Origin of the sequence: Rhodohalobacter mucosus, assembly GCF_003150675.1 — a bacterium.
In the GTDB taxonomy this organism is placed as follows: Bacteria; Bacteroidota; Rhodothermia; order Balneolales; family Balneolaceae; genus Rhodohalobacter; species Rhodohalobacter mucosus.
The window spans coordinates 1-13,828 of the sequence record NZ_QGGB01000010.1; the positions used below are offsets into that span (position 1 = coordinate 1).

The 13,828-nt window shown below is 46.6% G+C and carries 10 protein-coding genes; 5 read left to right on the forward strand and 5 right to left on the reverse strand.

The window, feature by feature from the left end; genetic code table 11:
* Positions 1-300: 300 nt before the first annotated feature.
* The gene (locus tag DDZ15_RS14235) at positions 301-1,092 is read right to left on the reverse strand and encodes a queuosine precursor transporter (RefSeq protein WP_109647794.1); all 792 of its coding nucleotides are present in this window, start codon (positions 1,090-1,092) and stop codon (positions 301-303) included.
* Positions 1,093-1,181: 89 nt separating this feature from the next.
* Here DDZ15_RS14235 and DDZ15_RS14240 point away from each other — a divergent pair, with 89 nt between their 5' ends.
* The 5 genes from DDZ15_RS14240 (at position 1,182) to DDZ15_RS14260 (ending at position 6,257) form a co-directional block, all read left to right on the forward strand.
* Positions 1,182-1,865 (forward strand): hypothetical protein, encoded by a 684-nt coding sequence (locus DDZ15_RS14240; protein WP_109647795.1) that lies wholly within the window; start codon positions 1,182-1,184, stop codon positions 1,863-1,865.
* Positions 1,858-3,171, forward strand: a complete 1,314-nt coding sequence (locus DDZ15_RS14245) for an ABC1 kinase family protein (protein ID WP_109647796.1) — start codon at positions 1,858-1,860, stop codon at positions 3,169-3,171. Before DDZ15_RS14240 ends, DDZ15_RS14245 begins: the two co-directional genes overlap by 8 nt.
* Before the next feature lie 165 nt (positions 3,172-3,336).
* Positions 3,337-4,062 carry a hypothetical protein gene (locus DDZ15_RS14250; protein WP_146198602.1) on the forward strand — a complete coding sequence of 242 codons (726 nt, stop codon included), beginning with the start codon at positions 3,337-3,339 and terminating at the stop codon, positions 4,060-4,062.
* 536 nt (positions 4,063-4,598) lie between these two features.
* Positions 4,599-5,297: a hypothetical protein gene (locus tag DDZ15_RS14255; protein ID WP_146198603.1), complete on the forward strand. Its 699-nt coding sequence runs from the start codon at positions 4,599-4,601 to the stop codon at positions 5,295-5,297.
* Between the two features lie 282 nt (positions 5,298-5,579).
* Positions 5,580-6,257 (forward strand): hypothetical protein, encoded by a 678-nt coding sequence (locus DDZ15_RS14260; RefSeq protein ID WP_109647799.1) that lies wholly within the window; start codon positions 5,580-5,582, stop codon positions 6,255-6,257.
* Positions 6,258-6,594: 337 nt separating this feature from the next.
* On the opposite strand, the gene DDZ15_RS14265 is transcribed toward DDZ15_RS14260, so the two are convergent.
* The 4 genes from DDZ15_RS14265 to DDZ15_RS14280 form a co-directional block, all read right to left on the reverse strand.
* Positions 6,595-7,272 carry a hypothetical protein gene (locus DDZ15_RS14265; RefSeq protein WP_109647800.1) on the reverse strand — a complete coding sequence of 226 codons (678 nt, stop codon included), beginning with the start codon at positions 7,270-7,272 and terminating at the stop codon, positions 6,595-6,597.
* A 157-nt stretch (positions 7,273-7,429) separates the two neighbouring features.
* The gene (locus DDZ15_RS14270; protein ID WP_109647801.1) at positions 7,430-7,876 is read right to left on the reverse strand and encodes a Calx-beta domain-containing protein; all 447 of its coding nucleotides are present in this window, start codon (positions 7,874-7,876) and stop codon (positions 7,430-7,432) included.
* Between the two features lie 38 nt (positions 7,877-7,914).
* A complete protein-coding gene (locus tag DDZ15_RS14275) occupies positions 7,915-9,393 on the reverse strand; it encodes a RagB/SusD family nutrient uptake outer membrane protein (protein WP_109647802.1) in 1,479 nt (492 codons plus the stop codon).
* Between the two features lie 26 nt (positions 9,394-9,419).
* Positions 9,420-12,497, reverse strand: a complete 3,078-nt coding sequence (locus tag DDZ15_RS14280; RefSeq protein WP_109647803.1) for a SusC/RagA family TonB-linked outer membrane protein — start codon at positions 12,495-12,497, stop codon at positions 9,420-9,422.
* Between the last annotated feature and the right edge of the window lie 1,331 nt (positions 12,498-13,828).

Here is a 13,828-nt window from a genome sequence, read left to right on the forward strand (position 1 = left end):
GCCGCCAGCGTTCGTCCTGAGCCAGGATCAAACTCTCCATTGTATATATCCTAAATATCCAATAAACAGCTCAACCCAAAAACCCATCAAACAATCTGGTTATCTCTTACAGTATGTCAAAAGAACATCTTTCTTATAACGAACCTACCGCCTCAAATCTTATCTTGAACCAAGCATTTCGTTTTTTCGAAAGGATCATAAATATAGGGGCTATACCCGATACATGTCAACCTGTTTCACCTACTTTTTTCTGAAAAGTTTTCCACATTCAGCCGGTTCGATTTAAACCGCGATTCCCCTTCAATCTGCAACAACTTTTTCGCTCTCATAGAGCCGATACCCGTCCGGATCCTCCTCAAAATCCCTGAACAACCACACACCCAGATAAGCCAGCGGGGTATCAAAGAGCGCAAAGAAAAATTTGAATATGTATGAGTTCAAAATCAATATCACCAAAGCGCCAATCGTGGTAATGTTCTCACCCAGGTTCCCCGACAAATAGAGAATGCTCAATATGGTTGTACTGTCTATCAGCTGGCTGAACATGGTAGAACCGTTGTTCCTCAACCACAAATACTTGCCGCGTGTAAGCCGCTTCCAGAAATGGAACAGCCTCACATCAACGGACTGCGCAATCAGATAGGCTATCATGCTCGATACGGTGTTGGCTATCACAAATTCATATACACCCTCAAACAAATTTAATCCGCCGCTCACTCCATAGGTGTCAGGAAACCAATGGCCCACCGATATGATGAATATCATATACAAATTGGCGAAAAACCCAATCCATACCACAAGCTGCGCTTTCTTCCTGCCAAACAGTTCAGAAATCAGATCGGTCGCCAGAAATGTAAAGGGATATGCCAGCAATCCCACGGGAACACTCATCACATATATACTGCCGTCGCGAACAAGTGAGGGCGTTATCTCGCGCAGCCACGGCGGAAGATCAAGGGTGAACAGCGTAATGAATTTTGTTGTTCCAACAATATTCCCGAGCACCAGCGATGTCAGGAAAATTCCAACAAGACTTAAAAAAAGTATGTCGCGCTTATGCTGAACACGCACGGCCGACGTTATATTGTTCATCTGAACCTTATCGGTTATAAACTTTGTTCTACCCCATAGCAACCTGACCGAACGGCGGGGCGTTCAAAATAATTTGAAAACAGTGCATCATGGATAAAGAAACAGAAAAGAGAATAACCATTGCAGAAGCGGCAACCAAACGCTTCGTGGAGAATCCGCGCTTTACAATACGGTCGCTGGCAAAGGAACTGGATATGGAATCAGCAGATATTTTTGACCTGTTTCCAAACCGCAGCTCTATACTCAGGTACTACTACTCGTCAAGAATGCTGCGCTTCAGGGATGAAACCGGATCCCTCGACGACTATTCCTCTTATACATTGGGTGAAAAACTGTCGGCACTGCACCTTTCGCTGGCTGACCAATTTCAGGAACAGCGTGAATTCGTACTGCAGACATTCAAACGAAGCAAATACTCATATTTTCGTACATCTGCATTTGCAAAGGAGTACAGACAGGAACTCCAAAACATTTTCGAAAATGATCACAGGATTCCCGCAACTGCGGCCCCGTTTATAAATCGTTTTCTTTACCAATCTCTCTACTATCAATTTACAGGCCTGATCAGTTTCTGGAAACGGGACGAGAGCCGAAATTATGAAAATACCATGGCGCTTATTGATAAATGGAGTGCCCTGACAGAAGAAATTTTCTACTCGCAAATTGCCGAAAAAGGATTTGATCTGGCAAAATTTCTCTACTATCAGTCCCCGCTGTCCGAATGCATGACTTCTTCATCAACAAACAATAAAAGAGAACCTGCACATGAGTGATTTTCCATCCTCAAAATTTCAGAGAGGCCGCATATTTGCCAAAACAGGCATCAAGGTAGGCTCGAATTATGCAAGCCATTACTTGAAAAACCTTACCGGAAACGGCAAACAGAACGACCGCACCGAACTTCATCGCAAGACAGCCCGGGAGGTGTTTGGGGAGTTTACCAAACTGCGTGGAACAGCATTAAAAATTGCACAATCCTTCAGCGTGGACCAGGGTTTTCTTCCTGAAGAGTTTTCGGATGTAATGACTCAGGCACAATATAAGGTGCCACCAATCAACCGGTCGCTGGTACGATCAATTATTAAGCGGGAGCTCGGATCCTACCCGGAAAAGCTGTTTCAGTCGTTCGACTCGGAAGCTGTGGCCGCGGCCTCGATCGGTCAGGTTCACAAGGCAATACTAAAAGACGGAACACCCGTGGCGGTGAAGGTTCAGTATCCGGGAGTCAGGGATACCATTTCATCCGACATTGCACTGGCCGGATCTATTTTTAAACGGCTGGTATCCGACGGAGCCAAATTGGATGAATACATCCAGGAGGTGAAAGAGACGCTTCTGAATGAGACTGATTATATTGCAGAGGGCGAATCCATAAATCGCTTTCACAAACGGTTTTCAAACGGAAATGTGATAACGCCCGAGTGGCTTCCTGAATTCTCATCCGAACGCGTGCTTACCATGAGCTTCATTGAAGGGCAACACCTGAATGAGTTTCTGCAAGGCAATCCGTCACAGGAGGAAAAAGACCACTTCGGTCAGCTACTCTGGGACTTCTTCCATAACCAGATACGCGACCTGGATGAAATACACGCCGATACACATCCCGGCAATTTTCTTTTTACACCCGACGGAAAGCTTGGGGTGATCGATTATGGGTGCGTGAAATCATTTCCAAACGATTTTCTGATGGACTATCTGTGCCTGCTTCCCACTCATCTTGCACAGGATGAAGAGGCCATCAGGGAGCTCTATTACCGGCTCGATGTGATCCTGGACGATCCTGAGACAAACCCGAAAGAGAAGCGTTTTTATGATTTCTGCATCCACTACGGCTATGCATTTGCTATGCCCTACCGTGGTGATACGTTCGATTTCGGGGATACAGAATACAGAGACCTCATACGCGGTTATACGAAGAATGCTCCGCTGGCGAATGAGCCAAGGGGCAACAAGCACTTTATCTACAGTACCCGGGTCCATCTGGGACTCTATCATTTCCTTATGAAACTGGGCTCAGTGGTACAAACGAATACATCCAGGCGGATTGTTGAAGAGGTATTAACTGAATCTTATCGGTAGAATTACCCACGCCGGTTGAGTGCCAGATAATGGTTTGAAATGCTCTCCGATGGACAGTAGAATATCCAGCGTCCATTGGTTAGATTGCAAAAGCCCCAAATGATCCGGTTTTTCCCTTTTTTAAATCGGGGTTGACGATTGTCCGCTAACAATGTGATGAATCATATGAAAAGATATTTGCTGCTCATTTTTGCAGTATTTCTGTTTGGGTCATGTGTATCTGGCACACATCATCAGTTTCTGGATCAGGAGTACCGTAAGCCAATAGCAAATGCCACCGTCTCCATTCTCACCATCGACCGGGAAGACCTTTACGATACATTCCCAGACCATCGTTTTGGTTCGCTTTTGCCCGAACAGCAGGTGCTTTTCGACAGCCGGCTTGCGACCATATTAATAAAACAGACACGAGCAGAAGTGAAAGGGGTCGCAGACAGTTCGGTTTTTCAATCCGCACAATTTGAACTCAGACACTATCCACTAAAAAAAGATAGCCTTTTAATTGTCTCTCCGATATACGGAACCACTCTCTCAAACAGCAGTATGGTTTCAAGGTTTGTGTTGATTCTCGATCAGTTTCACTTTAAACCCGTTCAGGTTGAGGGCGGAGGCAGCTCCTATGCAGGCCATGAGAGCGAAAACCGGACCTTTATGTATTTTGAAACCAGATATCTGATTTGGGACAATACAGAAGGTGAGGCTGCTGCATGGGGTAAAGTTACATCTGATCGATTGATGTATCCCACACAAAACCCTACGGATATGTATTCGAATCTGCTCTCGGATGCTTTTTATCAGATTGTTGAGAAGAGCCCGCTCGTGCCTTCGTGCGCACCATTTATGCGGTATGGTGAATTGATATATCCTTGCAGAACCGTAGATGATGGATGAGAAAAAAGCCAAATTGCTGTACTTCATCAAGCATAAGCAGCTCTTCGTCACACTCATCTTTTATAAGAGGTAACGATTTTGAACATTAAGCTAAAATAAGGATCAACACCGGGAATATTGTTGCTCTGGCCCGGTAAATTTTTGGCCATGCCCAACCGATCATGACGATCAGAAGTGACTTGTGCAGACTTATCCCTTCTCGGTTTCATGATAATACATCTCAGTAGAAAGATGCTTTATACAATAAAAAATGTCTGCAGTGCGGACAGTACGAGTTAATACCAATCCATATAAAATGAAAATATGAACTATCGCACCTATCGATTTATGCGCTTAAACTGTGGACTAAAATCTTTCAATGGAAAGATAACCGAGATCAGATAAACGTTTGCTATCATTATAGATGTATCAGTAATAAAAATTCATTCGCTTCGTTTATTGCTTGTATCTAACCTCAAATCCTATTACCATAGTTTTCAAATTTAAACCAACGCCGTTTCATCGGTTTCACTATGAATACATTATCAAAACCTTATATGAAAAAGATAACCGCGATACTTTTAATTGTTTCAGGCATAGTTTTATACGGTTCATCTGTTCACGCACAAACTACCGATGTGACCCAGGAAGAGATTCAGGAAATGATGGAAAACAGGTCGTTGATCGTGGTGCAACAGGAAACGGAAACCATTGGCTCGCCCTATCTTTATGAAGGCTTTCGTACAGGCAGGGTAACACTGCACAATGGACGGCAGACCGAAGAATTATCCATGAATTTCAACATTTATGAAAACAGGGTGGAATACGCCGACAACTCCACAATCCTGGCTATACCTTCGGAGGGTATTCAACAGTTTACCTTCACCTCCAACGGGGAAAGTTTAACATTTAAAAAGGGATTCTCAGCCAGCGGGCTTGATCCCGACGAATTTGTGCTCGTACTTTCTGAAGGCGATGTTACTGCTCTGTACAAATATGAGAAAAACTTTCAGGAGGCCGTTGCAACGTACGGTACAGCCGTTCAGCGGGATGAATATATCGACAATACCCGTTTTTATACCCATTCAAACGGCGAGACGGACAGAATGAGACGTGTTAATGAGCGTAACCTTATCCGGGCGCTAAATTCTCATCAGGATGAGATGCGCAGCTTCTTTGAAAGTCAAAACCTGAATCCTGATTCACCTCAGGATCTGCGGCGATTCTTCAACCACTATAATCAGCTTGCCGGTTAAGCCGACCTGCCGATATACCTATTTATGATAGTAAACAATCCGGTTGTTCATGCCGGATTGTTTTTTTATTTGTCATGAACTTTTCTTTCCGCGAACGCATTATTTATTTTTAAATTTTGTTAAATCAGAAACTTCAATAGTTTAACATCCTTTGAAAATGTTAAATTCTGCACCGGTTTCAATGGGCTCCAGCCTGACAATGCACTAAAACCCCGAAATAACGTTGTCTGGCCGCTCTCTGCTAAATAACAATATTCAATTAAAGAATTCATCAATTACACAATGCTGCTTAGGTTTATACAAATTTCGATTCTAACCACTGTCCTGTTCATTGCAGGTTGTTCAGGAAATGGCAATCAGGTTCTGATCGAAGATTCAGACCTGTCAATGGATAATGCTTCGATATCACTGCTTACAATTGAACTTGATTATCTGTATGACGATTTCCCGGACCACTCCTTTGGAGCACTGCGTCCCAAAGAGAAAAGTGTTTTCGAACGAAATTTGCTCAACCTGTTATCTGCCAGCACAGCCACACCTGTTACAGGCAGGTTGAATGGGCTCACGCTGCTTGATCATCCTTTCGAAGTTCGCAATTACAATATCGAAGAAGGAAATCTCTCCATATTGAGCCCGGCTGAAGGAACTTCACTATCGGATTCTCAGACGCAAAGCCGGTTTACGATCATTCTTGATCAGTTCTATTTTACTCCCTTTCAGGTTCAGCTAGGCGGTGGGTCCTATGCGGGTCATGAGGGAACCATGGAGCGGCGTCTTCGTTTTGACACCAACTATCTCATTTGGGACAATGAGAAAGGAGATGCAATTGCCTGGGGTAAAATCAACTCTACAGCGACACTTTCCCTGCAGAATCAGAATCGTACATACAACAATCTGATCCTTGATGCATTCAACCAGATTATCAGGGTAAGCCCTTTCCGGCCCGTATTTAACGTTTAATTGACACAGCTGAGGCGTGAAATGACCGGTCCACAGATTGGGCAGGTTTTTGGGATGGGAGTTCATTCTGATCCGCGCTCAGCACGGGTCTATTGATTAGTGCAGATTCAGTGCCTGTGTTGTTCCCATGGCACTGGTAGCGCGGGAAAGATCTGTTCATTTAATTGGGATTCTGGTGCGCCGTCGCTATTACACTCCGCTGCTTGTAATCCCGACTAAGCAAACGGAGCGAAAGCATGGAGGGTCCACACGTTTCATTTGACAACATTCTTTATTTCAGAAAACTTCTTGGATCACTCATCACTCATCGTCCATCTCAAATCAATCCCCCCCGAGATCAATACAAATCTTCAGCAGTAACGCTCAGCTGCAAATTCTCCTGCACGCTGTTGATCAACGGAACTTCATTCTGAGAAACCCGAGGGTCAATAAAATCGCCGTTGGAATCGGTAAAGAGATCTTCAAGATCAATGGTTTTTCTCAGTACCAGCGTTTCGTTCATCGCATCCACCTCTACCCGGTTGAAGGAAAATTCTTTATCAAATACTGCGCTGGACTTAAACTCAAACTCCTCTTCCCCGATCGTACCTTTGATAATCACTGAATAATTCTCATCTGCGCCAAAAAAATCATCGTCAAATATGGACGATCGATCCTCTACGGGTTCCAGAAACATGGTGTACCTGTTAAATGCCAGGTCGTTGTTGATTCCGAGGCCCACTTCGATAATAAGTCGTTCCTGAATCAGCTCTTCCGTATAGGCAAAGATAAGGGCCGTAATTCGCTCTACCGTTTCAAAAGCTATGTCATCCTCAGTTGTGAGGGTGAGGCTACCAAGTGCAAACTTGAACTCGGAGATGTTAACTGCCTGATCACCTATGGTCAGGTCTTCGCCAACCTTATCGGCCTCAAAAAGAATACCAAATCGTTTTTCGTCCGTGATATTGGCGGAGGATATGCATGAACTGATTAAAACAGCAGCCAAGAGTGTAAAAAGTAAACTGTATTTCAACATGTGTTTTTAAATGATTGGAGACAATGTCATTATTCATTGTACAGGGTAACGTTAACAAATAACAATTCATTTTTTAAAAAAGGCAATTTACCTCATTTCATAAAAAAAGCCGCGCCTTTTGGAGGCGCGGCTTTCAATTATCTGAACATTTACCCCATTACGGAGCAATGAATGTTCGTGACTGATCCAGGTTCGGATCTGCCTGTACATCTGCGGTTCCTTCCATATCGAGTATCAGTGTCACTGAATCATCGCCGGCATTCAGGCTGCCGTCAATGAGTTCGATTTCAATGTCTACTGTACTTGTTCCGGCAGCAAGTGTTACCGGAGAAGGTGTTGTGATGTTGAAGTGCGTTCCCGCTACGGCAGTAGAGCTGCCATTTACGGAAAATGTTACAGGTAGATCGGAGGTTCGCTGTTCAGCTATAAGCTGTACTTCAACCGTGATCGTACCGTCAGCCTGGCTTACTTCCTGCTGGAGTGGAAAAAATCCAAGCAGTGGCGGGCCGTCATAAACCTTATCTGTATCGCCTACATCGAACAGGCTGTCGCAGCCCATCAGCATAAGCGGCAATAATGCTAGTATGATTATTTTTTTCTTCATCGGATAAATGATTTAGAGATTTTTAGATGATGTAATTCTTATTCGTAGCCCGGATTCTCAACCAGCTCGGGGTTGACGTTTATCAGGCCAGAACCAATCTGCGGAAGGATACGATACGAGTCAGCAAACATCTTGATTGTACCGTCCGGGTTACGAATGTCGCGCTGAAGACGCTTCAAGTCGTAGAAACGGTGCCCTTCGAGAGCAAGTTCTCTTATTCTTTCATCCAGAACGAAGTCTTCCATTTCCGTGATGCTGGCAAACGCAGGTACAGCACCGGCGTTACGTGCATCCCGAAGTGTGGTAAGCGGGCCGGCCGCCGCGTTCGGATCGTTGGCATCCTTGGCAGCTGCTTCCGCCCAGATCAGGTACATCTCGGAGATCCTGATAAAGGGAAGATCATCCACGTGGTTTCCTTTATCGCCGTTAAATTTCACAAGCGAGAAGCCACCGGTATTTATATCTGCGCAGCCTGTAGGCTGATTCAATGCAATGCGTTGCGCTGCGGCACAATCGCGGTACCAGCCAAGACGGAAATCACCGGCTTCATATTTGTCAACGACAAACTGTGTTGGAAGCTGTGCCAGGAATCCGGTGGATGTATAAGTACCGGGTCCGCTGTTACCCCAGCCGCCGCCTTCTGTATCCGGGTTAACAACCCCTTTAAAGATCGCTTCCGGATGGCCGCCGATGTTTTCGTCAAACATATCGGCAACATCACCGGCTGTGCTCGCCAGTGAACGTCCGCTGTTGGTGATGGCAGCCTGTGCCGATGTAACGGCCGCGCCCCAGTTTCCAGCGTAAAGATTTACGCGTGCGCTGAGTGCATCCACAAACGCTTCGGTTACAAACGTGTTATTGGCGTTTACGCCCGCAAGCAGACCTTTGGCATCGCTCAGATCCTGTAGAATCTGGGCATACACATCGGTAACCGATGAGCGCGGACGAAGATCCGCATCCGACAGGTCAATGGTCGGCTCGGTACGGATAATCACGCCGGCATCCCAGTTACCTTCCAGTTCACCCTGGTCAAAGTTGCCCGGCTCATAGCCGTATACTTTTACAAGGTTGTGCATGGCGAATGCGCGCATGGCCAGGGCTTCACCGCGAAAACGGTTCAGCGTGGCAGCATCCAGAACACCATCGGGGATGGCGCCAATCAGCAGGTTCGCGTCCTGTATCACTTCATAGTGCGAACCCCAGCTGGCAATGTGCGTGGTTCCAAATGTACCTTCCGCAGTATTCAATCCCTGGTATCGGGTTGAACCGGGACGGTTACGTGTTTCGTCGGTAAATGCGCTGGGTGCCACAAAGTACTCTGTGTAATAGTCGAATTGACCTATCACCCTGTTATACATTGATGTACGAAGCGCATTTACTCCTTCTTCAGAGGTGAGAACTACTTCACCCGAAACCGAAGTGGAGGGTTCCACATCTTCCAGTATGTCGTTACAGCCCGCAACGGCGATCAGAAGACCTCCGATGACTGTGAACGTTATAAGTTTAAGTTTATTCATTTTGTGTACCTAATTTCTGATTTGGATTAAAATCGAATTTCAATACCCGCATTCACCTGTCGCTCGGTCGGATACGACGCTGCAACCAGGTTATTGAATATGTCGGTCTGCGAGCCTGCTACTTCAGGATCGTACCATCTCCAGCCTGTCCAGGTAACCAGGTTGATAGCCGATGCGTATACCCGAACATTGTTCAGGCCGATCTGCTGTGTGAGGCGCGCGGGGATATTGTAGCTCAGTGAAATGTTCTTCAACCGGATGTAACTTGCGTTGTCGATTGAGTTGGTACTGAGTGTAGTTCGGAAATTCGATGTTTCCGCAAAATCCGGTCCTGCGTTCATCGCTCTCGGATAGTATGTGATATCACCAGGTGCTTTCCAGCGATCCAATACATTTTCTGAAAGCTGCATCAGGAAGTCAGGAGTCAGCGTGAAGTAGTAATCGGTGTTGGCAAATGCCCACTGGCCGAAGCTGAACTGGAAGAATGCATCCAGTGTGATGCCTTTGTAGTTCAGAGTGTTGCCAAATCCACCCACGGTGTTGGCCACACCATCCTTGTACTCGATCGCATCTTCAGTCTGAACCGGGTTGTAGGTGATGTTGCCGTCACCGTCATACCACATAGGCCGTCCGTCAGCAGGGTTTACACCCGCCCATCGGGGCACCTGAATCAGTCCGATCGGCTTACCGATTTTCAGAGAGCCGAATACGCTGTCTTCGTTGATGTCGGTTCCGTCAGGCAGTTCAAGGATTTCGTTATCCGAGAAGGCCACGTTGAACCGTGTACTCCAGGTAAAGTCGGAGGTGCTTACGTTTACCGTATTAATTTCAAATTCGATTCCTTCGTTTCGTGTCTTACCGATGTTTTCCGTAATCGATCCAAAACCACTGTCGCTTGGCAGAGGCCGTGCAAAAAGCAGTTCGTTGTTGTCTTTCTGGTATACATCAATAGAACCGAAGATTCGCCCTTCCAGAAGTTCGTAGTCAAGCCCGATGTTCAGCTCACTGGCTTCCTCCCAGCTCAGGTTCGCATTGGCAAGCTGCGTTGGACGCAGGCCGGTTTGTCCCTGATAGGACCCAACCGCTGAGTAGAGGCCCCTGGAGGCGAAGTTACCGATGTTGGAGTTACCGGTGATACCGTAACCAACACGCAGTTTCAGCTCGTCAATTGCATCTACATTGAAGAAGTCCTCTTCAGAAACTCTCCATGCAACCGAACCGGCGGGGAAGAAACCCCAGCGTGTTTCATTACCAAATCGTGAGTGACCGTCATAGCGGGCAACCAGATTCACAAAGTATTTCTCATTGTAGTTATACTTGGCGTTGGCAAAGTAGCTTCCGCGTCTCCATTCGTTCTGAACACCGGCGGCCTGTACAGGAGTCGCCGTAGCGCTCAGCACTTTAAAGAACGGGCCGGGGAAACCTTCACCGCGTGTCAGCTGGCTTTCAGAGTAGTCACGACGATACTCGGTACCGATAATACCGGATACATTGTGAACGCCGTCAAACGTCTGACGCATGTTAGCAACCAGGTTGGTGTTGAAGTTACGTACGCCACGATTGGCAAACGATGTCCATCCGCCCTGACCGGGAGCTGCAATCGCAGATCTCCACTGCTCGTCTTCGGTGTTCCTGTAATCCACGGCAACAAGGCCATTTACCGTAAGCCAGTCGGCGGCTCGGTAGGTAAGGTTCAGGTTAGAAATAATCTGAATAACCGATACGTTTCTGTCTACTTCGTCACGAACTACAGCCGGGTTGAATGGTCGGCCGAAACGTGTGTTACCGCTGTAGCTTCCGTCTCTGTTGAACGGGAAGCTCATCGGAGCTTCAAACATCGCCTGGGAAGGCGGACAGTTGATAAAGTTACCATCCTGGCACACACCAAACTGCGTGCTTCGCGAAGCGTTCAGGTTCAGAGACGTACGGAACCGCTCGCTCACCTGGTGGTCAATGTTGGTCCGGATATTGAGGCGGGTAAAGTCGGTATTGAAGGCGGTACCCTCCGTATCCTCAAATCCACCTGACAGGAAGAATGTGGTAGCATCATCCCCGCCTGAAAGCGAAATGTTGTAACGCTGGGTTACACCATCGCTGAAGATAAAGTCCTGCCAGTCGGTATTGGCAAGCTGTCCGCTGCCCTCCGGGCTGTTGGGATCTTCACCGAAGAAGCCGAGGAAGAAGTTTCTATAAATATCTTCAAGAGCTGGTACATCCATATCAGCTACCTGGGTAAAGCCCTGTCGGTATCCAAGACCTTCGGCCATGTAGGTTACATATTGATCCGGATTAATATAGTCTACGTTGCTTGCCAGTCGGCGGACACCGGTTTCGGCTCGTGCCGTTACCTGCGTGCGGCCCTGCTGGCCTCGCTTGGTAGTGATAATGACTACACCGGAAGCTGCTTCAGCGCCGTAAATAGCGGCTGAGGAGGCATCCTTAAGAACCTCGATCGACTCAATGTCGTTGGGGTTCAGTGAGTTCAGTGGACTGGTACTGGTAAGACCCGACTGCTGTGCAAAAGAGATTTGCACACCATCCACAATATATAAGGGCTGGCTGGCAGCGTTTACCGAACCGTTACCGCGAATATTCACGCGAAACGCTCCGCCGGGATTACCCGATGTGGTGGTTACCGTAACACCGGCAGCACGGCCCTGTAGAAGGCCTTCCGTGTTCTGCAGCGTCACGTCTTCGATATCCTGCGATCGCACAGATGATATCGAACCGGTTAGCTCACGCTTGGTGGTAACTGCGTAACCGGAAACAACCAGCTCATCGAGACCGATGGCACCCATCTCAAGCTCGATATTCAGTGTGGTTGTCTGATTCGCATTTACCTCTATAGCCTGGCGAAATGCACGATACCCAACAAATGTTGCGGTAATCGTGTATGTACCCGGCCGGATATTTGCAATTTCATAATTCCCGTCCGCATCACTGGCAGTACCCCTTTCCAGTTCTGTGACAAGAATGTTGGCACCGGGTATCGTCTCCCCGGTTTCAGCATCTGTTACCTGTCCCGCGATCCTACCCGTTTGCGCAAAGGCAATCTGAGCAGAAAGCAAGACCATAATACATACGGTCAGTAACTTTTTTAACATACGTAACCTCAGTTTAATTTATGTTTTGGTCTAATTAAGATGAGCGCGTGAGCATATATCCCAACACGAACAAGTTACAATTAAGGAAAAATCTGACTGAAAATAAATGTTAAGCCCTCATTTTTTGCATGTGACGATATTGTAAACTCTGTTTGATAACCTGATTTTCCCTAAAACGTTATAATAACTTCTCTTACAAAAGATCAGCCGTATTAAGCAATCTGTTGTATTTAATACATATACATGTATTTACTATATTTAATGTTTAATTGTTGAATTGATTTATTTTGATTGCAAAAAGCTATCGGTGTTTAAAAAAAAGATGTAAAAATTGAGAGCAAACACAATAATTACTGAGAGCCACAGAGGGCACTTCATCTGTAACGGTGTGACATAATATCAAATCATAAGTCATTAATTCTTTTCATCTATGACGAATGGAAACGCTTTCCGATATGGAACAGGTACAAAGCTCAGCTATAGGGTTTATGTGACTTAGTGCGACAGATTGCCTCATTGATGAAAAAAAGACAAGACTGGCTGCTATCCCGAAATCTCGGGACTGCGAACTACACGCAGCAGGCTACAAAGTGTAGATAGAACAGAGATCTCCAATCACTACCCTCCAATCAGAGATCATACGGGTGCAGGGTGCCGGGTGAATGGTTCTTCGGGATTGGGAACCAGTTATCAGGTCATACCCGTAACCCCTCGATAAGAATCCGGGCGTTGATCAATAACCGGCCTCGGGACCAGAATGGGTGCACCATCCTACCCCGGGTTTCACCCGGGGCTATTGATATTTAACGCCTCCGGCGTTGGAATTAGGCTACAATATTCAGATTTGTCCAGTTTAGAGGGGGGCGGTACAATTCCGGAAACTTCTAAAACACTCATCGCTCATCTCACATCCATTCTTTTTCCGCCTGCAGATCATCCGGTGATCAGCAGATCCCAAAGTGAAGCGTTAAGAAGAAAATCATACCGGTGAGATCTGGTCAAAGGAGACGAACCATATGGACCATTGATTTTCTTTAGCGCAACAGAGGGAGCTGCCGCCGGAGGATCTGCCCGTCGGTGATTTCCCCGCAGGGATGCCTATGGCGTTGGCTACTTTTGATCACTCAAAAGTAGCAGGTAAAGATCATTGAAATAAATAGCATGCATCCATTACGAATTCATTCCATAAACCCCTCGAAAAATATCCGGGCGTTGATTAAAATCCAGCCTCGCGGTTGGGTCGGAGGCGTATCATCTCCCCGCGCTTCGCACGGGGCTGACGATTTTGCGCTTTCAGCGCGTGAGGCATTTGCATGGCATTGGCGGCGCAG